The 20,820-nt window shown below is 46.6% G+C and carries 20 protein-coding genes; 11 read left to right on the plus strand and 9 right to left on the minus strand.

All coding sequences use genetic code 11. The features are described 5' to 3' along the window. Positions 1-19: 19 nt before the first annotated feature. Positions 20-1,324, plus strand: coding sequence for a multi-tm2 domain protein (locus tag QP794_RS30345; protein ID WP_285080494.1), 1,305 nt, complete (start codon positions 20-22; stop codon positions 1,322-1,324). A gap of 134 nt (positions 1,325-1,458) precedes the next feature. Here the strand turns inward: QP794_RS30345 and QP794_RS30350 are convergent, their stop codons facing one another. The 7 genes from QP794_RS30350 to QP794_RS30380 form a co-directional block, all read right to left on the minus strand. Next, positions 1,459-2,112 carry a methylthioribulose 1-phosphate dehydratase gene (locus QP794_RS30350; protein WP_285080495.1) on the minus strand — a complete coding sequence of 218 codons (654 nt, stop codon included), beginning with the start codon at positions 2,110-2,112 and terminating at the stop codon, positions 1,459-1,461. Positions 2,113-2,114: 2 nt separating this feature from the next. Beyond that, positions 2,115-2,792 carry a 2-hydroxy-3-keto-5-methylthiopentenyl-1-phosphate phosphatase gene (locus tag QP794_RS30355; protein ID WP_285080497.1) on the minus strand — a complete coding sequence of 226 codons (678 nt, stop codon included), beginning with the start codon at positions 2,790-2,792 and terminating at the stop codon, positions 2,115-2,117. Continuing rightward, positions 2,789-4,012 (minus strand): 2,3-diketo-5-methylthiopentyl-1-phosphate enolase, encoded by a 1,224-nt coding sequence (locus QP794_RS30360; RefSeq protein ID WP_285080499.1) that lies wholly within the window; start codon positions 4,010-4,012, stop codon positions 2,789-2,791. The genes QP794_RS30355 and QP794_RS30360 overlap by 4 nt, the downstream gene beginning before the upstream one ends. Next, a complete protein-coding gene (gene proC, locus QP794_RS30365) occupies positions 4,009-4,869 on the minus strand; it encodes a pyrroline-5-carboxylate reductase (RefSeq protein ID WP_024630608.1) in 861 nt (286 codons plus the stop codon). The genes QP794_RS30360 and proC overlap by 4 nt, the downstream gene beginning before the upstream one ends. A 36-nt stretch (positions 4,870-4,905) precedes the next feature. Next, positions 4,906-6,153, minus strand: coding sequence for a glutamate-5-semialdehyde dehydrogenase (locus QP794_RS30370; protein WP_285080538.1), 1,248 nt, complete (start codon positions 6,151-6,153; stop codon positions 4,906-4,908). Positions 6,154-6,181: 28 nt separating this feature from the next. Then, complete coding sequence (gene proB, locus QP794_RS30375) at positions 6,182-7,285, minus strand: glutamate 5-kinase (RefSeq protein WP_024630606.1); 1,104 nt, start codon at positions 7,283-7,285, stop codon at positions 6,182-6,184. A gap of 361 nt (positions 7,286-7,646) precedes the next feature. Continuing rightward, positions 7,647-8,855, minus strand: coding sequence for a pyridoxal phosphate-dependent aminotransferase (locus QP794_RS30380; protein WP_285080502.1), 1,209 nt, complete (start codon positions 8,853-8,855; stop codon positions 7,647-7,649). Positions 8,856-9,006: 151 nt separating this feature from the next. Between QP794_RS30380 and QP794_RS30385 the strand changes: the two genes are divergently transcribed. The 3 genes from QP794_RS30385 (at position 9,007) to QP794_RS30395 (ending at position 10,514) form a co-directional block, all read left to right on the plus strand. Further along, entirely contained in the window at positions 9,007-9,351 is a 345-nt protein-coding gene (locus QP794_RS30385) for an ABC transporter substrate-binding protein (RefSeq protein WP_285080504.1), read from the plus strand. A gap of 69 nt (positions 9,352-9,420) precedes the next feature. Then, entirely contained in the window at positions 9,421-10,242 is an 822-nt protein-coding gene (locus QP794_RS30390; RefSeq protein WP_285080506.1) for a carbon-nitrogen family hydrolase, read from the plus strand. Positions 10,243-10,316: 74 nt separating this feature from the next. Beyond that, entirely contained in the window at positions 10,317-10,514 is a 198-nt protein-coding gene (locus tag QP794_RS30395) for a hypothetical protein (protein WP_143812607.1), read from the plus strand. A 216-nt stretch (positions 10,515-10,730) separates the two neighbouring features. On the opposite strand, the gene QP794_RS30400 is transcribed toward QP794_RS30395, so the two are convergent. Then, a complete protein-coding gene (locus QP794_RS30400; RefSeq protein WP_024630601.1) occupies positions 10,731-11,651 on the minus strand; it encodes a LysR family transcriptional regulator in 921 nt (306 codons plus the stop codon). A 355-nt stretch (positions 11,652-12,006) separates the two neighbouring features. Here QP794_RS30400 and QP794_RS30405 point away from each other — a divergent pair, with 355 nt between their 5' ends. The 7 genes from QP794_RS30405 to nagA all read left to right on the plus strand — a co-directional run bounded on the left by QP794_RS30405 (position 12,007) and on the right by nagA (position 19,561). Further along, positions 12,007-13,905, plus strand: coding sequence for a beta-glucoside-specific PTS transporter subunit IIABC (locus QP794_RS30405; protein ID WP_285080510.1), 1,899 nt, complete (start codon positions 12,007-12,009; stop codon positions 13,903-13,905). A gap of 35 nt (positions 13,906-13,940) precedes the next feature. Next, on the plus strand, positions 13,941-14,780 hold the full coding sequence (gene licT, locus QP794_RS30410; protein ID WP_285080512.1) for a BglG family transcription antiterminator LicT: 840 nt from the start codon (positions 13,941-13,943) through the stop codon (positions 14,778-14,780). A gap of 28 nt (positions 14,781-14,808) precedes the next feature. Beyond that, entirely contained in the window at positions 14,809-16,266 is a 1,458-nt protein-coding gene (locus QP794_RS30415; RefSeq protein WP_024630598.1) for a glycoside hydrolase family 1 protein, read from the plus strand. Between the two features lie 596 nt (positions 16,267-16,862). After that, positions 16,863-17,135, plus strand: a complete 273-nt coding sequence (locus tag QP794_RS30420) for a hypothetical protein (protein WP_285080515.1) — start codon at positions 16,863-16,865, stop codon at positions 17,133-17,135. Between the two features lie 126 nt (positions 17,136-17,261). After that, a complete protein-coding gene (locus QP794_RS33260; RefSeq protein WP_350338905.1) occupies positions 17,262-17,450 on the plus strand; it encodes a GNAT family N-acetyltransferase in 189 nt (62 codons plus the stop codon). A 156-nt stretch (positions 17,451-17,606) separates the two neighbouring features. Next, positions 17,607-18,392, plus strand: coding sequence for a DeoR/GlpR family DNA-binding transcription regulator (locus QP794_RS30425; protein WP_179282962.1), 786 nt, complete (start codon positions 17,607-17,609; stop codon positions 18,390-18,392). Between the two features lie 26 nt (positions 18,393-18,418). Further along, on the plus strand, positions 18,419-19,561 hold the full coding sequence (gene nagA / locus QP794_RS30430; protein WP_285080518.1) for an N-acetylglucosamine-6-phosphate deacetylase: 1,143 nt from the start codon (positions 18,419-18,421) through the stop codon (positions 19,559-19,561). 344 nt (positions 19,562-19,905) lie between these two features. On the opposite strand, the gene QP794_RS30435 is transcribed toward nagA, so the two are convergent. After that, positions 19,906-20,745: an AraC family transcriptional regulator gene (locus QP794_RS30435; RefSeq protein WP_285080520.1), complete on the minus strand. Its 840-nt coding sequence runs from the start codon at positions 20,743-20,745 to the stop codon at positions 19,906-19,908. Positions 20,746-20,820 lie beyond the last annotated feature (75 nt).

A 20,820-nucleotide genomic window follows, 5' to 3' on the forward strand; every position in this document is an offset into this window, starting at 1 on the left:
CATTGCCTGAAAAGAAAGGATGACGACTGTGCAATCAGATCGTAACAAATTACTTGCATTCCTATTAAACCTGATACCGGGTCTTGGTTTTCTCTATTGGGGTCGGCCTGCCAGAGCTGTAATCTATCCATTACTCTTTTTTGGGACAGCTGTTGGTTCGTTTATGCTGGCCATGCTGGTGAGAGAAAGGGAATTAATGATTCTCGGGGCCGTGGGTGCCATATTCTTCTGGTGTGTCAGCATGCTGGATATGGTTATCGTTCTGCTCCGTGCGCCATCTCCAAGTGATGCCCGCTACCATGGATATGGCGCACAATACAGTGGACCACATCAGGGGGCGGCATATCCGGGAGAATACGCTGATCAGGAAGGCCACCTGGGACAGATGGAGATGGACCAAGAAGGAATACATCAGCATCAAGCCGGTGAGTATGGCATCCCCCAAGGGCAGTATGGTCAACCGCTCTATCGAAAAGGTAGTGATAGCGAACGCTTTTTTACGATTTTGCTTTCGTTTGTTCCAGGTCTGGGACATCTCCATCTCGGATTGTTACATCGCGGTTTATCGTTCCTGATCGCGTTCTTCGGTTCATTTGCCATGATGGTTTTTGTAGCTTCCATTACGAATGAATCCGTATTTCTGATGTTCTTGCTCATTCTGCCTGTCATTTGGGTGTACTGCATGTTTGATGCAGTCCAGCACGTCCATCGCAAGCAGGCAGGTGAGGTGTTGCAGGATCGGACCTTGTTCGAGGAACTGGAGATGGGCAGGGCATCGGGACGACGCAGTAAAGTGCTTGCAACGCTGTTATCAGCTTTTCCGGGTGCGGGTCATCTGTATCTGGGACTGCAAAAAAGAGGCATGCAATTGATGTTCCTGTTTCTTGGCAGCATTTATATTCTGGACCTGCTTCGCTTATCGGTATTTTTGTTTATGATCCCGTTGATCTGGTTCTATAGTTTCTTTGACGGACTCCAGTGCTCGAGTCGTTACGGCCGTGAACCGCTGACCGATCAGCCCATTTTTAAGGACTGGGCCCGTCACCAGCGACTGATTGGATTCGGTATTGCAGCGTTGGGTCTGTATTATCTGGTCATCCGGTTGGTCATTCCACAGCTAAATGAGATGTTCCCCAATGTATTTATGACGTACGAGATTCGTTCGTATGTGAATACGGTCATTGTTTCCTTACTCCTCATTTTTGGCGGTCTGAAGCTGTTATTCGGCAAGCAGCGTGGGGCGAGTGTGAATAGTGCAGTTCATCGGAATGAGGAGGGAGCAGACAGCCTCTTTTTATTTAAAGATCGGGATGATCGACTGTAGGATTCATTCGCAGCTGTACACAAACGGTATTGAAAAACGGGAATTTTCTATAAACCAAAAACACGCCAGGGGCTATGTAAACCAGCCTTGGCGTGTTTTTGGTTATGCAGTTTTAATTTTGAATGGAATGATTGCTATTTTGTTGCACCCTTCAGCAGAAGTTGACGGTACATCACTTCGAACAGGAACTCGAACGCTTCCAGATGACGTTTCGCTTCAAAAGCATCTTTACCCCACGCATAAATACCGTGATTACGCAGCAAAATCCCTGGCACATTAGTATCAAGTACATCTGGTACCAATTCAGCGATGGATGGAATATCCGCGAAGTTAGGCAGAACGGGTACACGAATCTCCGCATTTTCTTCCCAGATGTTAAACGCTTTGATCAATTCGATTCCTTGAATCGGTACGTGTCCATCTGCTCCAAAGAACTCACTGATCAGGTTGTTAAATACGGTATGCACATGGAACACGGCGCCACAGCCGGTTAAACGATAGATTTCGCAGTGAATCAACGTTTCAGCGCTCGGCTTCAGGGTTGTGGTCTCAATGGCTTTGCCATGCTTGTCCACAAACAGAAAATCTTCCGGTGTGCGGAGAGATTTGTCTTTGCCCGAAGCTGTAACCGCAAAGTAAAATTGCTCCGGGTCGAAGTCGCCCACACGCATCGACAGGTTGCCACTTGTACCTGGGAACCAGTTGCGGCTGGCAAACAGCGCTTTGATATCAGCCAGCTCGTCAAGCACCTGACGTTTGTGTTCCAATGTAATCTTTTCAAAACCCATCTTTACAGCACTCCTTGTGTTTGCTTCTGTTTCATATCTTCCATAATATCGTAAAAGGTCGTGAATGGGACATGATCTACACCGAGTTCGATACACTTATCCGTCAGGATGGAACGGGAATAGACGAGATCGGCGATTTTGGCACCTTCAAAATCAGTCAAACTGTCGCCAATAAGGATACGATTATATTGTTCTTCAGGGAATGTACGAATTACCGTCGTTTTACACATGCCGCAGCCGTTCTCACAAGGAGGCTGACATGGATTAGGCCATTCAATACGGATGAATTCATCTGTGAAATCCGCCCCGTTGCAATAAATGTGCTCCTTTGGAATATCAAATGGAGCAAGCAAAGGCGCGATAAAAAAGTCCATTCCGCCGCTGGTGACATTGAATTCAATGCCCTCGTCCCGAACGTATGCAAGAAATTCGCTGAACCCTTCTCGGATACCAGCCTGTCCAAGTACAAATTCCACAATCTCGTCTTTCTGTGAAGAAGGCAACAGTGCGAACATCGCTCCAACACCTTCACGGAGGGAAATTCGCTGTTCAATCGTATCTTTCATAATCGCTTCAATACCTTCAGGCTTAAAATGCTTCATAATCGCTACGATATTGTCCGAGAGGGTGATGGTGCCATCAAAATCACAGAAAATGACCGTTTTTTTATCACTTCTCATCGTTCGCCACCCCACAGATCCAGTGCACTTTTCAGTTCTGGATGTTCGGCAGCATACTGTGCCAGTGGAATGGAGCGCTGGGCTGCTTCAATAGCCTGTAAAAATGCCCGTCCGCCTGCCTCCGTACCCATAGGATGCCCATGAATGCCTCCGCCTGCATTAACGATGACATCGGTACGGAAGTCTCGCAGAATAAGCGGTACAAGCCCAGGGTGTATACCTGCTGAAGGAACAGGCATGCTGGTTCTGACCGGAAGTTCAGGTGACAGCAATTGTTCTGTAATGGCCATATTCTCTTCTTTCGGCATCGTTACCGATCCGTAAGGGGAAGGGAAGAGCACCAGATCCGCTCCGGCAAGTCGCATCAGTTGTCCCAACAGGACGGATGCCGAGATACCGTAATGTGGTGAAGGATACAGTGCACCTGCAAGAGCAGGATGAGCCATAATTGGTACGTTGATATCCGGATCACTGCTAAGTTCATGCAGCACGTCATATCCGTAAGACAAGACATTGAACAACAGTGCATTGGCTCCTGCACCTATCGCGCGTTCAGCTTGTTGTTTCAGGCGTGATGTAGGTCCGGTCAAATTCGCCGCATAGAGCAGTTTTTTGCCCGTCTCCTTGCGTGCCTGTTCGGCAGCTTTCATGCAAACTTCGACTCTTTTTTCGATCGGAGTCAGCTTGTTCTCAAACAGAATTTCATCGTCTTTTATCAAATCTACTCCACCAAGGGCCTGGCGTATAAACTGTTCCCGCAGCTCATCTGCATCCAACCCAATGACTGATTTAAAAATGCTCATCAACAGTGGACGATCGTGTACGCCCAACAGATCACGAACACCATTCAGTCCAAACTTGGGACCGGGGAATGCGCTGAGGAAGCCGTCTGAGAATCCAAGTCGGGTCAATTTGATGCGTCCATCCATTGAAATTTTGCCAAAGACCGTCACGAGCAGGGCAGGAATATCGCGGCTGAAATTTACATCAGGATAACCAATGGTAATATCGGCGTAACGTTCGCCGGGGGCAATGCCCTCAGCCTCATGTATCTCTACACTGATGACTTCGCCCAAATGTTTCTGCATCGCCTCACGCTTGGCCTGAGGCAATTCGGTCCAACTGCCAACGGTCATGCCGACAGCAATGGACTCGGCCTTCTTGCGGAAGTCTGCACGATCATCATGCAGACGATATGTAGCTGTGCACATGTTATTCATTTTAAATCCCCTTCCAAAGCAGCTCCCATCTCCCGTGAGCGCTCTGCACAGCGGTTGACGGCTGCGATTACATTTTCAAAGAAATCTCCCTCGTCCAGCGTTTTTAGTGCTGCCTGGGTTGCGCCTCCCGGGGAGGTTACATCACTACGAAGTTTCATCGGCTCCATGCCGGTTTGCTGCACCATACGTGATGCACCCAGCACAGTCTGAACTGTCAGGTCACGGGATTGCTGACTGGACAAGCCGCCACGAATACCTGCGGCAATCATGGCCTCCATCAAATAGTATACATAAGCCGGACCACTTCCGGAAATACCTGTGAGCACTTCGAGTTTATCTTCAGGCACGATAGTCACAATTCCAACAGCTTCAAACATCGTCATGACTGTACTGCGTTGTTCATCCGTAATCTCTTCAGAGAAGGCAAGTCCGGTAGCGCCAAGCCCAATTGTACTGGATGTATTCGGCATGGTGCGTGCGATCGGTTGCTTGCGCCCCAGGAGCGTCTGCATCGTACGGATCGATAATCCTGCAATAACGGAGACGATTAATTGATCCGGTGACAGGAGCGGCCCAAGTTCACGCAGCGCTGCGGCAGCATCCTTCGGTTTCATACAGAGTACAATAACTGGAGAAGCGGCGAGATGATCCAGCGATTGTGCAGCCGTTCCGGTATGTACGGCATAACGGGTACTGAGCTCCTCCTGACGTTTCTGGTTGCTCCGGTTCAGCATCGTAATATCCTGAGGACGTACGACAAAGCGGGAGATCAATCCCCGCACGATAGCTTCAGCCATCGCACCTGCTCCGTGAAAAGTAATCTTCTGTTGTAATAACGTCTGTTGTTCTTGACTCATATTTATCGTTCCTCCTATATAACTGTAGCTGCGAAATTATTGCCGGATTTGTCCATTGCCAGTAATACGATATTTGGTTGACGTCAGTGCAGGCAGACCCATAGGTCCACGAGCATGCAGCTTCTGGGTACTGATCCCAATTTCAGCTCCATAGCCGAATTCAAATCCGTCTGTGAAACGTGTGGAAGCATTATGGTATACAGCGGCTGCATCTACATCATGTAAGAAACGTTCTGCATGGGTGGTATCCCGGGTGACAATACACTCTGAATGCTTCGTGCCATAACGTGCGATATGCTGCATCGCTTCATCCAGATTCTGAACCACACGGATATTTAAAATATAATCATTATACTCTGTCGCATAATCTTCTTCTGTCACAGGAAGGGCAGAGGGAACCAGACGACGTACCGTGTCACAACCCTTCAACAAGACATTTGCCTCACGAAGTTGTTCGGCCAGAGCCGGCAGATGCTCCTCCGCATAAACAGCGTGCAGCAACAAGGTTTCCATGGAGTTGCACACGGATGGACGCTGTGCTTTGGCATTAATAGCAATCTCCGCTGCCATAACTGGATCGGCAGATTCATCCACATAGGTATGACAGATACCTGCGCCGGTTTCGATCACAGGCACTGTTGCATTGGCGACCACATTGCGGATCAGTGAAGCCCCGCCGCGCGGGATGATGACGTCCAGCAGTCCGTTCAACTTGAGCATTTCGTCCACGGAGGAGCGGTCTGCATCTTCAACAAGCTGCAAGGCGTCAGCGGGCATGTCTGTTGTTGCCAGTGCCTGATGAAGCACCTCCACAATTTTGCGATTAGAGGAGAGGGCAGAGGAGCCACCTCGCAGAAGTACAGCATTGCCTGTTTTGAGGCAGAGTCCGGCTGCATCTACTGTAACATTTGGACGGGCCTCATAGATGATGCCAATCAGACCGATAGGCACTCTTAATTTTTCAACATGCAATCCGTTTGGACGAGTGAATGTCTCCAGCACTTCACCAACAGGGTCCTGCAGGTCTACAATCTGGCGCAGCCCTTCAGCGATGCCGGCGATACGATCTTTATTCAGTGCGAGGCGATCCAGCATCGATTCTGGAGTGCCTTGCTGTCTGCCACGTTCCAGATCATCCACGTTTGCTGCAATAATGGAATCCGCTTGGGCAATCAATGCGTCTGCCATGACCAGCAGCGCGCTATTTTTTTGTTCTGTGCTTAGTCGATTCAACTGCGGAACCACGGCTTGGGCCTTGCTCGCTTTTTCTCTGACTTCACTCATCATTAATTCCTCCCATATATAAAAGTGTCTATTTTAACGTAATCCACTCGTCCCGGTGAATAACCTCAAGTCGATGGATGCTGTTCAACTGCTTCATCACTTCGCCACTTGGCAGTCCTGCAATGAGCCGCAACTGGTCATCATCATAATTGACAATGCCACGACCGAGCAGGGTATCATCCATACCGAGTACCTCTACAACGTCTCCGGCGTGGAAGGTGCCCAGTACGCGCTTGACGCCTACAGGAAGGAGACTATGACCACCATGGACCAGTGCTTCTTCGGCACCATTATCCACAACCACGGTACCGAGCGGTGTAGACATGAAACCAAGCCATTGCTTTTTACGAGAGAGAGCGGCAAGACGAGTCTCGAAATACGTTCCTTTTCCGGTCCCATCAACTGCTTTTTGCATATCTCCAGGTTCCTTCACACTGCCCACAAAGACAGGCACACCTCCACGTGTTGCCACTTTGGCTGCATCGACCTTGGATCGCATCCCACCCGTGCCTACAGATGATCCTGAACCGCCGGCATAGGCATAGATTTCTGCTGTAATTTCCGGGATACGGTCATAACGTACGGCAGCTGGATCTTTGCGTGGATCAGCCGTGTAGAGGCCGTTGGTATCTGTAAGAATGACCAAATGTTGTGCCTTGACCAGATTTGCCACCAAAGCAGACAGGAGATCGTTATCTCCAAACTTCAATTCATCAACAGATACGGTATCATTCTCGTTAAAGATTGGAATGACGCGCTGCTTGAGCAGCTCTTCCACGGTCATCCCCGCGTTACCCATACGTTTTCGGCTGTGAAAGTCAGTACGGGTGAGCAGAATTTGTGCTGTAGTAACGCGGTGCGCTGCAAAAGCCTGTTGATATGCCTGCATCAGCAAAGCTTGCCCAACAGCCGCTGCGGCTTGTTTTTCATGCAGCTGCTTGGGACGCTGGGGGTAACCGATCTCCCGGAATCCGGCAGCTACCGCTCCCGAAGTGACCAGAAGAACCTCATGGCCTTGTTCAGCCAATGCAGCAATTTCTCCAGCAAAAAATGTAATGGCACTGCGATCGAGCCCGCCTTCTTCCGTAGTAAGCGAACTGCTTCCGATCTTAACTACAATACGTGAGGTCATGTTTTCACTTCCTTAAACAATATTAATGATTGACCCTGGAGCAGACCGTTGGGTACAAAAAAAACTCCCGCCCTTTTAGTTAAAAAGGACGAAAGTTCGTTACTTCCGCGGTACCACCTTTATTGATGATTGGATCATCCGGCTTCATGCCCTGTAACAGAAGGCACTGTCCTGTGCATCACAGGCCGCTCAGGGGTAGGGTTCGGAGAGAAGCCGCGGTAAATTCTTGCAGCCCGATGGAATTTACTCTCTGGGCGCGGCTGATCCTCTCGTACTGGTCCCGTCATCACGTTTCGTTCAATATTTCCTTATAACATACCATGGAAACTTGGCAGATGCAAAGGGGTTATACACCTGTAAATTACTTGAATAAATTCAGCTTGCCAATCCGCTGCGCAGCTTCCCTTAATCGATCTTCATCACTTAGCAGTCCTGCACGCACATAGCCCTCACCATGTGAACCGAAACCAATACCCGGTGCGACCGCGACCTTTGCTTCACGCAGTAACACATCTGCAAAGGACGCCGAAGTAAAGCCAGCGGGTACAGGCAGCCAACTGAAGAAGGAACCACCTGATTTGGTAGCCTGCCAGCCGATGGATGAGAGTGCGTCATAGAAAGCGTCGCGACGTGATTCATAGCGTGCAACCAGCGAAGTGACACATTCCTGGGAAGAGGTCAGTGCTACCGCAGCAGCGGCCTGGATGCCTCCGAAGAGACTCACGTAGATATGATCCTGTAGCAGATTAATTTTGGAGATAATATCCGAGTTGCCCAGGGCAAAACCGACACGCCAACCCGCCATGTTGTACGTTTTGGATAACGTATAGAATTCAATGCCCACTTCTTTGGCACCTGGTGCCTGCAAAAAGCTCACTGGCCGATGTCCATCAAATCCGATCGCACCATAGGCGAAGTCACTGGCTACGACGATTTTATTTTGAATGGCGAACTCTACGGTATCTTTATAGAAGGAAAGTGGGGCGGTGGCCGATGTTGGATTGTTGGGATAGTTCAGGAACATCAGCTTGGCCTTTTCCCGATCTTCGATAGAGATTGCTTCATAATCAGGCAGGAATGCATTGGACTCCAGTAGGGGCATAAAAGACATGTGCGCTTTCGCCAGTGCGACACCGGACCAATAATCCGGGTAACCTGGATCGGGCACGAGACATACATCACCTGGATTGAGCAAGACTTGAGGCAGCTGGACTAAACCTGTTTTTCCTCCAAACAATATCGCAACTTCCGTTTCCGGGTCCAGGTCCACGTTGTAATCTTCCTTGTAACGTTGTGCAACAGCTTCCTTGAGGAAAGCATGCCCGCTAAAAGGTGAATATTTATGATAGAGCGGGTTCTCTGCTGACTCTTGCAGTGCTTTAACAATGTGGGGCGGTGTAGGTGTATCCGGGTTCCCCTGACCCAAATTGATTACGTCGTGACCACTTGCAATTTCGCGGTTTACATTTTGAACAAGGGTAGCAAAAAATTGTGTTGGAAGCTGTGTCATTACATCGGATGTAGGTATGGTAAAGGCTGAACGACTCGATAGGTTAGGCAGATTAGTCATGCTATACATCACTCCGGTTATTAAAGATGGCAATATAGTTCTCATTAATTTATCACGTCAATCCCGAGCTGTATAGGGGGAAAACACTTCATGAATACTTGGATGGAGCCAATAGTTAAGTTATTGTACAAAAGTGAAATGAGGTATTTCAGTGGGCAATATCGGATTGGCTTCGCTGTTATACCATCCGATGGGGTTCAGACCGGTTACGAAAGTGAAGGAAGCGCTCGCCGCGGGCAGAGCCTATAAGCAGATATCATCTGAAGCGGTTCGCCAGTATGCGGGCGACCATATATTTGTATTGCTTCCTGAAGAGAGCGTTGCAAGGCAGGCCACAGAGAAGTTGATGCAAAGTTCAAGCTGGAGAGCTCTTCCGGCTGTAAAGAAGGGGCAGGTGTACGGAGTGGAAGAACTCACATGGAACTTGGGCGATGCTATGACCCACAACCGATTGTTGACTTTGTTGCCCGAGTTGTTACGTAGGAGTTCATCTTGAAAACAGGTTGCAGACGTTTGGATGATCAAGCTATGATAACAAATATTACGGTTCAGAGGAGTGCTTATCATGACAGAACAACAACAAGGGGAAATGCGTGTGGCCCTGATTCAGGGCGATATTCAGCTTGGAGATCCTGAGGCCAACCATAAGCATATGCAGTTTTTACTAGAACGAGCGGTAGAACAGTATCCCGATCTGGGTCTAGCTGTACTGCCCGAAATGTGGAATACGGGCTATGCATTAGAACAAATTCATGAGCTTGCTGACCCGGAAGGACAGAAATCAAGGGAATGGCTTGCGGCTTTTGCCCAAAAACATCGAATTTCCATTGTTGGCGGTTCTATTGCGGAGAAACGTGACGGCCAAATTTACAATACAATGTATGCTTATAATAGCGAAGGAAGTCAGGTAACACGTTATGATAAATTACATTTGTTCCGCCTGATGGATGAAGAGAAGTATTTGCAGCCTGGTGCAGAACCGGAAATATTCGAGCTGGAGAATGGTCTTACCGCAGGAGCTTCAATCTGTTACGATATTCGTTTTCCCGAGCTGGCTCGCACGCTTGCCTTAAACGGGGCCAAAGCATTAATCGTACCCGCTGAATGGCCGAATCCTCGTTTGAACCACTGGCGTACGTTATTAACAGCGAGGGCGATTGAGAATCAGATGTACATCATTGCTTGCAACCGTGTAGGAAAAGGCGGAGAAACCGAATTTTTCGGACATTCCCTCATTATTGATCCTTGGGGTGAAATTGTAGCTGAAGGTGGAGAAGGAGAAGAGATCGTGACTGGATGTATCCGCCCTTCGCTGGTGGATGAGGTTCGCGGCCGCATTCCGGTGTTTGAAGACCGCAGACCTGGCATTTATTTTGGCAGCAAATAAAATCTGTAATTTTCCAGTGAAATGTTTAATTTTCCGGGAGGCGGGTAATGATAACTATCCCGTCACCAAGGAGGATGATCAATCAAATGGACAACCATGTGAAAGATACGCTCAGGAGACTGGAACAGGAAAACACTAGGGTAGATCACTTGAGGCCATTCTTAGAGAATGGGGCAGGAGGGCTATCACCCCCTGAACAATCTGTTCAGGATGAAGGCCGCCTTGTGAATCAACAGAACAGGCTGACGAGTGAACGTAATTTGCGAAAATAAACCGCCAAACTTGAAATTCTCATATGTACGTTTTTACGTTAACATTTCAATAATGATATCAGCAACGAGGTATTGTAACGATGTATTGCTAATCCCATGTAAGAACTTTATCCTGCGGATGCGGGAGACGAGTATAGAGCAAAGGCTTGGCCCTTATGGGTCAAGCCTTTGTTTATTTTAGTGTATGGGTGGCAGCCAATACGGTGATCGTTCCAATTATTCTCCTTGAGAGAGTTCGGCAACGGTTTGTTGAAACGTATGGATGAATGCCTCGGCAGCTTTGGAGAGAATCCGTCCTTGGCGGTATGCAACTACAAGGGTACGACTGGGGGTTGGCTCGGCCAGCGGTACATAAACAGGAACAAATTCACTGCGGGGCGCACGGGCAATAAAGCGTGGAACCAGCGTAATACCCATACCTGTAGCGACTAGTGACTGTAGCGTCTCGATGTTCGTGCTCTCAAACACCACATTGGGATCAAATCCGGCTTCCTCACACAGATCAAATGTAAGTTTGCGGAAGCCCTGTCCTTTCTTCAGTACAACAAATGGTTCATCGCGAAGCTCTTCCATCCTTACTGGGAGCGGATGTTTCGGATCTCCTCTGCGTGCCAAAGGGTGATTTGGGGGAACAGCCAGATCAATTCGCTCTTCACCAATCGTTACATAAGATAGGCTTGGCTCCTGCAATGGGAGAGAGAGCAGGCTTAAGTCAGCCTTGCCACTAGCCGTCAACTTTTCAAGTGTAAGCCCGGAGTCTTCCAACAAGGTTACTTCAATCTCGGGATAGGCTTGCTGGAATGCGGGAAGCACATGCGGAAGTAGGTGGGAGCCAGTGATCGGCATGCTGCCTACAACGACTTTACCTTTACGAAGCTGGGAAATGTCCGACATTTCCTGTCTAAGCAGCTCGACTGCATCAATGATTTTTTGTGCCTGCTCTACAAAAGTCACCCCTGCATGGGTCAGCTCCACGCTGCTGGTATTACGCTGGAATAGCAGTACGCCCAGTTCCTTTTCAAGTTTGGATAGCTGCTGACTTAAAGAAGGCTGGGCGATGTGCAGCTTCTCGGCTGCCCGGGAGAAGTTTCGCTCTGCCGCGATTTGCAGCGTATATTGAAGTTGTCTGAATTCCATATCCACACGTCATTCCTTTCGTTATGCCATCATTATATCACTAGAGATGAAGAAATCATTATTTTTGCTGAAACGCTTGCACTGCATAAAAAGAGCTGATATACTGTGTCTGAAAACGCTTAATGGTTTAAACTTACCCGGGTATAACAAGAAAATCGTTTTCAGATGTATTCTTTTTCAGTACGATGAAGTTCAACTATTCATATTCTTTTCGTATATATAATTGAATAATGTTCATCCAACGATGGCGTGTTACTGTTCGGCAGGCAAGACCTAGATTGGGTGGGAAGAGTCCTTTTCCTACCCTATTTAGGTCTTTTTTTGTTCCCAGCAGAAAAAAAGGCGGAGGTGCACCATGAATCACAAGAAATTAGCCCAATCGATTATGGAGCTGGTTGGTGGCAATGATAATATCAACACGGCAATTCATTGCTCCACCAGGCTCAGACTTACTTTGAAGAATCCCGATGTAGCGAAAACGGCCGAAATCAAAAACCTGGATGGCGTCATCGGCGCAGTGAACAGTGGCGGGCAATACCAGGTAATCATCGGCAATGATGTCGGATACGTATACAACGAACTTGCCAAGATGGTGGATACTCAGCAATCCGGTGAGGTTCAGGAAAAGAAAAAAGCAGATTACAGTCCGAAAGGTCTGTTTAATACCTTTGCCAGTGTGATTGCAGGCATTTTCCAGCCGATTATCCCGGCCATTGCAGCTTCAGGAATGCTGAAAGCCTTGTTATTGTTGGCAACGGTGACCGGGCTGATGTCCAAAGAAAGCCAGACGTACACCGTCTTGAGTGTCATGTCGGATGCAGCCTTTTATTTTCTTCCGGTCCTGCTGGCTTATTCCAGTGCCAATAAATTTAAGACCAACCCTTTTGTAGCTGTCCTTTTCGCAGGCATAATGTTGCACCCTAACATGATCGGATTGCTTGGCGGTGAAGACCCGGTGTCCTTTATCGGATTACCTGTGGCTTCGGTTCAATATGCAACGTCAGTTGTGCCAATTATTTTAACCGTCTGGTTTATGTCCTATATTGAGCGTTTCGCGGACAAGATCTCCCCGGGACCCGTTAAGATTTTCCTTAAACCATTGATCGTCATTCTTATCGTGGCTCCAGTCGCCTTAATTGCACTTGGTCCACTTGGCATGTACCTTGGTACAGGCATGTCCAACGTCATTTACTGGATTCAGGACAAGATTGGCTGGTTAACTGTCGTGATTATGGCTATATTGATGCCGCTGATTGTGATGTTCGGTATGCATAAAGTCTTTTATCCGATTATTTTCGCGGCACTCGCTTCACCCGGATACGAGACACTGGTGCTAGTCGCCATGCTGGCATCTAATATGGCCCAGGGAGCAGGCGCACTGGCTGTATCGTTCAAAACCAAGGATACCAAGCTCAAACAAGTTGCTTTGTCTGCTGGAATCTCCGGCGTATTCGGCATCACGGAACCTGCCCTGTACGGTGTACATTTAAGACTCAAGAAAACACTTTTTGCGTGTATGATCGGTGCAGGTATCGGGGGCTTGTTCGCAGGTATCGTGAGTCTCAAGGCGTATGCCGCTGTGGGGCCGGGGATTGCATCCATGCCCATGTTTATCAGTGAAGACAACATGAACATTATCTATGCGATTATTACCATGCTGATTTCCGCTAGTATTGCGTTTATAGCTGTGTATGTTATGGGATTTCAGGATGTTGTTCCCGCAGCAGTTCTCGCAACAGAGTCTTCAATAGCTTCAGGGGAAGAAAAACCTGAGATCAAGCCTTCGGCTGGAATCAAATCCAAAAAAATGGTTTTTGCGCCACTGGAGGGTACAGTACTTCCCTTAAGAGAAGTAAAGGATGAGGCTTTCTCCCAAGAAGCGATGGGACAAGGAATGGCCATCCAGCCGAGTGTTGGCAAAGTGTTTGCTCCGTTTGATGGAACCGTTGAGACGGTATTCCGCACCAAACATTCCATTGGGTTAAAGTCTGTGGATGGGGTGGAGCTTCTGATTCATGTAGGACTGGATACTGTGAAATTGAAAGGTCAGCATTTTGATGTGAAAGTAAACGAAAGAGAACCAATCTCCCATGGTCAACTCCTGATGGAGTTTGATCTTGCAGCAATACAAGCCGCAGGTTATGACACCACGACTCCCGTAATTGTGACCAACTCCTCGGATTATCTGGAGGTACTGGGTAATGAATCATCACCAATAACGGGACCGGAAAAACCATTAATTACGGTGTTATAACTGCTGAAATATGAATGAGAGGCAGGCAGCCGGATATGGAAGTCGTAAAAATACTGAACTCGAGCGTTGTTCTCGCCAAACGTGGTGAGGATGATAAGGAAATTATTGTGATGGGGAAGGGCATCGGCTTCAAGAGCAAACCTGGAGATATCGTGAGTGATGACGAGATTGAAAAGGTATATGTGCTTGAAAATGAAACAATCTCTTCGGATCTCACCGCTCTAATGAAGGAAACGCCAAAAGAATATCTGATTCTGGCTGACGAGATCATTTCTTATGCCAAGCACACCTTGTCCCGACATCTGAGTGATCATCTCTACGTCTCATTGACGGATCACCTGTATATGGCGACTAAACGGTTCAGGGACAATATGACCATCCAGAATCGCATGCTGTGGGAAGTGAAGAAGTTCTATCCACAGGAATTCAGCATTGGCATGCATGGTCTGTCTCTCATTCACAATCAGATTGGTCTATCTCTGCCTGAAGAGGAAGCGGCCAATATCGCTTTTCATCTCGTCAATGCTCAGCAGAATGATGACAATATGAATCAGGTCATGCTGATGACCAACACGGTCAAGGATGTTCTCAATATTATTAAAATTCATTATCAGGTGGAGCTGGATACACACAGCATTAACTATTCCCGCTTTTTAACCCATTTGCAGTTCTTCATTCAGCGACTGTTTGAGCATAAAACGTTAAATACGCAGGATCATGAGCTGTTTGACCAGATCGCGAGCAAATATCCGCAGGAAGAAGAATGCGTGCTGCTGATCAAAGAGTATATTGAAGCCCGCTTCGATCATACGATTTCTAGCGAAGAAATGATGTACCTGATTATTCATATCAATCGTGTAATGAGTCGCAATTAAGATTGGACCAATCAAGGAGGAATACACAATGACAAATACAACGAGAACATTCCCGGAAGGTTTTTTATGGGGAGGAGCCATTGCAGCCAATCAGGCGGAAGGCGCCTGGAATGTCGATGGCAAGGGTCTGTCTACAGCGGATATCGCCATGTATCGAAAAGGTGTGGCCAAGAGTGAGTACAAAAAGCATAATGCGATTACAGAAAAGCAGATTCAGGAAGCGATGGAATCGACGTCGGACAGCGAATATCCGAAACGCAGAGGCATTGATTTCTACCATCGTTATGAGGAAGATTTGGCGCTGTTTGGGGAAATGGGACTGAAAACATTGCGTTTGTCCATTGCATGGACACGAATCTTCCCGAATGGGAATGAAACGCAGCCCAACGAGGCGGGTTTACAGTTTTATGATCGTGTCATTGATGGCATGTTAAAGCAGGGCATTGAACCGCTGATTACGTTGTCTCATTATGAGATGCCGATGTATCTGGTCAATCATCATGGGGGATGGACGGATCGCAAAGTGGTCGATTATTTTGTTCACTTTTGCCAAACGGTGTTCAAACGATATAAAGATAAAGTGAAATATTGGATTACCTTTAATGAGATTGACAGCATCGTTCGTCATCCGTTTACGAGTGGTGGTATTGTTCCAAATCGTATTGACAACGTGGAACAAGCTGTATATCAGGCGCTGCATCATCAATTTGTGGCCAGTAGCCTGGCGGTGAAATATTGTCATGAGATCATTCCCGGTTCTCAGATCGGATGCATGCTTACCAAGTTGACGACATATGCCCATACGTGTAATCCCGAAGATGTATTGGTGGCTTCCAGGGACAATCAGTTCAATCTCATGTTCACGGATGTTCAAGTCCGTGGGGCGTATCCATACTTTACGAAGAGATTGTTTGCCGAAAAAGGGATCGTACTGGATATGCTGGAAGGTGACGAGGAGATTCTGAAAGTGCACACGGTGGACTTTATTTCATTCAGTTATTATATGTCGCTTGTATCGAGTGTCGACGGGGACAGACTGGAGCAGGTGAGCGGTAACACCACAGGGGGTGTAAAGAACCCTTATCTGAACACCAATGACTGGGGCTGGCAGATTGATCCGGTAGGCCTGCGTATTTCCCTGAACGAGCTGTATAGTCGCTATGGAGTGCCATTATTTATTGTTGAAAATGGGATCGGAGCCGTCGATACGATTGAAGAAGACGGCAGCATTCAGGATGATTACCGGATCGATTATTTCCGTTCCCATATGGAGCAGATGCATGAAGCTATTCTCGACGGGGTCGAATTGATGGGTTACACCAGTTGGGGCATTATTGATCTGATTAGTTATTCCTCCTCCGAGATGGAAAAAAGATATGGCTTTATCTACGTCGATCAGGATAATGACGGTAACGGAACGTTGGAGAGAAAACGCAAGAAGAGCTTCTACTGGTACAAAGAGGTAATTACAAATAACGGTCTGTAGAATATGTGTAGTCAAAAATGATTGTAAGACTGAGCAGGATAGAAGACGTGATTGTTTAACCCATAATGAAGATATGGCAGCTCTGGTTTCAGGGCTGCTTTTTTCTATTTTGCGCGCCTAGCCAAGCTAGACACAACTAACCGGTGAAAGTCCGGTCGAGGTAAGAGCCAAGTCGCCTCGTAGCTGACGGGCAACTGGTGGAGAAATTCTAAGGTTGAAGCCCCGTGACAAAGTAACTTCCACGGAAGTGCGAGCAAATCTACAGGCAATACCATGAAGTGAATCCTGCCGCATCGTCAAAAAGAACCTTTTTTTTAGAACAAGAGAGAGCCGAGTCTCGGAAATATGGGCGAAGGCCATGGAACGCGTGAAGCCCTTGGAAGTGCAGCGCGGAAGAACTCTTCGGTGTATGGGGAACGGCATGTGGAGAAAGTTGGGTCTGGAACTAGGGAGACCCTCAACTTCAAAACGTACTATACCTGGCGGCCAAGGAAGATCCGAGACGTCGGTTTCATGCGCTATATGACAAGGTTTACCGAGAAGATATTCTTTGGGAAGCATGGAAACAGGTCAAGGCGAGTGGTGGCGTCGATGGAGTGACGCTGGACACCATCGTTCAGGAATACGGAGCCGAGCGCTTCGTGGAAGAACTGGGGAACAAGCTGAGAAGCGGAACCTATCGTTCCCAGCCTGCGAGACGGAAAGAGATTCCGAAACCGGATGGCAAGAAGCGTCCGCTCGGCATCCCTGTCATCGCAGACCGGGTGGTACAAATGGCTGCCAAGATGGTGATGGAACCCATCTTCGAAGCAGTCTATCGGCTATCTCAAATTCTGCTTCTGCGTAAATTAATATACCTGTCCAGCTAATCAAAGAGTCTATGATGTCTTACTCTCCCGTTGATTATCATCAACTTTTATAAATAAATGCAAGAAATCTTTATGAAAAAAGGGTTCAACTACCCAACTTATTTGAATCGGATCTACATTATTTATATGACATGCCGAAACCAAGGCACTGGCCAGCTTGTTCTTAATTGGGCTCAAGATTTCATTTATAATCATCCGGAGTTTGAGCAATTGACTTTACATGTGTCAGACAAGAATAAAGGTGCAATTCATTTGTATCAAAAGGCTGGTTTTTGTATTGAGAAATCAAAAAAATTTCTTAGCAGTAAATCTTAACTTATGAAGACGTTAACGGATGTAAATTCATCTGGCTAACGTCTTTTTTATTGAACGGTCAGGAATAAATACTTGAACTAACTTAAGATTTACTTATAATCACTTGCAAATACTAAAAATTATACTTATAATTACTTAAAAGGAGGTGCAAGTATTGTGTATCAAGAGGAAAGATTGTTAAAAATACTCGAATACTTGAAACAACACCAATCGATGAGTGTTACAGATATATGTACGCTGTTTGAAGTATCAAGGGATACTGCACGAAGGGATATTGTTAGATTAGTACAAGAAGGCGTTGTGATTCGAACTCATGGGGGGCTATCGTTACCTGAGTTACAGAAAGAAATGCTGTCTTATCAGGATCGTTTGATTGATGAATCCGAGAGTAAGAAAAAAATAGGGAAGTTTGGGGCAAAACTTATCCAAGACCATGAGACTGTGATTTTAGACGTATCAACCACGGTGCAATTTGTAGCGGAACAAATTAGCGCAAAAAATTGCACGGTGGTCACGCACTCGATTGATAACGTAGGGATCTTGTCCAATCGAGAGGATCTTCAAATCTATATTCTCGGTGGTTACTTGAATGTAAAGCACCGCTTTTTATATGGCTCTTCCATTATCGATAAACTAAGTGAAATTCGTGCTGATAAAGCCTTCATTGGAGCATCGGCGATCCGGTCTGATGGACTCTATTATCCATATGAAGAAGATGCCCGGGTAAAGAAAGAAATGGCCAGAAGATCTGATCAGGTTATCGTAGTAGCCGATCACACAAAATTTATTGGCAAATCTATTCATCGGCTGGACTTTGATTTCGTTGACATTTTAGTCACAAATCTGGAACTCCCGAGTGAGATCAGAGAAGTTCTGGATCAGAAGAACATCACTGTTATTGAGTGTCAGGAAGAAAATGAAGAGGTTCGAAAGCAAGACTGATAACCATAGGGAAGAGGAGGGTTTTTATGTATTATATTTTGCATAATGTACAAATGGCACTTCGTAACCGTATCGTTCCATCAGCCAATGTGTGGATTTCTGACGGGAAAATCATGAGGATAGACACAGGTGATCTTCCTACGCTAGAAGGAGAGTATGAACGGATTGATGGGAGAGGACATTTGCTAGTACCTGGGATGATAGATGTTCATATCCACGGTGCCAATGGCTTTGATATGATGGACGGTACTGAAGAGAGTATTCAAGAAGTTTCACGCCAATGTGCTTCTACGGGGTGTACCTCATTTCTGGCTACATCTGTTAGTTCTACGATGGAGGATCTTCTGGAAATGATTCGTAGTGTCAAACGTGTAATAGGACAAGAAGTGGGAGCAAAGATCGCAGGGATTCACTTAGAGGGACCGTATCTGAACCCGAAGCGAAAAGGAATGCAGAATGAAAAGTATTTGCGGCATCCCAACATAGAAGAAATGAAGATCATTTTCCAGGAAGCAGGGTCACTCATTAAGATGGTTACTATTGCTCCCGAGCTGCCGGGAGGAATGGACTTGATTTCCTTTTTGAAAGAACAGGGAGTAGTTATAGCGATCGCTCATTCGGATGCCACATATGAGGAAGCCAAACAAGCCTTTACATCAGGTGCGAGTCATGTCACGCATTGTTTTAATGGCATGCGGCCGATCCATCATCGAGATCCGGGTCTGATCGTGGCTGCTTTTGAAGAGAAACATGTAAGTCTTCAAGCTATTGTGGATAATGTCCATCTGCATCCTGCTATTATTCGACTGATGCATAACCTGAAAGGACCGGAAGGAATGGTCTTGATCACAGATGCTTTACAAGCAATGGGTATGGGCGATGGGAATTATCTATTTGGAGGCCATCATGTCACGGTATCGGGTGGCATTGCAAGAATGGAGGATGGAACACTGGCCTCCAGTACAGTTACCATGAATGAAGCCTTACGTTATACCGTCGAAACCGGAATTCCCTTGATAGATGCCGTACAGATGGCTTCAACTACGCCGGCCAATATTCTTGGATTTCAACAAAAGGGGGAAATTTCCTCTGGTTTCGATGCCGACCTGGTCCTATTGGATGCTGAATTTCAGGTTCTCTGGACGATGGTGGGTGGTCAAATTCTATAAATCACTATTATTTCGATTCCACAGCGAAAGCCGTGTATAACTGCCTTGAATCAAAAGAATGAAGCACGTAATAAGGAGAAGAATGGCTACCAATAATGCACCGTCATATACCGAACGGTACGTACGGCGGTGTGAGAGGTAGGGGGCTTGACGCCCCCTCCTACTCGATTATGGGTATTTTTCAAAAGGTATCCATAATGGCGAATGAGTGTATGAGGTAATCTCACTAACCGGAATTTTAATATTCTATCGTTATACTATGTCGGCAGGGTACGATACTATAGACGGGGGAGAGATTGGGCATTTTATTTTCTCTAATGATTGGTATTCCAGTGATTTTGCTATTAAGACTTAAATTGTTTGCGGAAGCAAAGCGGCGAGATGCCCATCATTAATTTGAAGGTTCGTCCGAAATGGGAGGTGTTATCAAACCCAACCATTCCCGCAATTTCAGTTACATTAAAAGAAGAGCCAACCAGCAAATCACGCGCTTCTTTAATACGGATGTTATTAATATATTCAATGAAGCTGAACCCGGTGGATTCTTTAAAGGTTCGGCAAAGGTAGGAAGAGCTTATATCGAATTGCCGTGAAATCTCACAGAGCTTAAGCGGTTCCATATAATGTTGATTTACATAATTAACGATGTCCAGAACTTTCTTGTGTGCACGATTGGATTCCACCAATGGAGCTGCAAGGCTGTCAAACAGTTTACGATTAAGATTGATGAGCAACTCCACCAATAAAATTTGTTGGTACTGTTCATAGCCGCGGGCTTGCTTCTGCTCCTCCTGGATCATCTTCTGAAAAAGCTGTTCAATGAAATACTGATCCTTCCCGGTCATCTTCAAAGCGCGGTAATCACTTTTGAACAATTCGAGCAGTTCCTCACATTGACCGCCGGTACACAAATGCTGCAGGAATTCTTTCTTGAACAGCAGTGTAACCCGTTCATACATATTGCAGCCGGAATTAACCAGCTTGTGCCTTTCGTGAATATCCATAAATAGCAGTGTTCCGCCCGCAACCTGGTATGTTCTGTCCCCTATAAAGTAATAAAAATCTCCTGATATTAAATACAGAATCTCATATGCATCATGATAGTGGCTTGAAGGCATGCTGGTATATATCTGTTTCTTGCGGCTGATGTCAAAAAGAGTAGATTCATAAAATATCGGCTTCATTTAACACCTCCTAAGAGGATTGTAGACTTGAATTACAGCATGTAGCAATATATGTATAAAAATTTAATAATCACA

Origin of the sequence: Paenibacillus sp. UMB7766-LJ446, from assembly GCF_030226665.1 — a bacterium.
In the GTDB taxonomy this organism is placed as follows: Bacteria; Bacillota; Bacilli; order Paenibacillales; family Paenibacillaceae; genus Paenibacillus; species Paenibacillus vandeheii.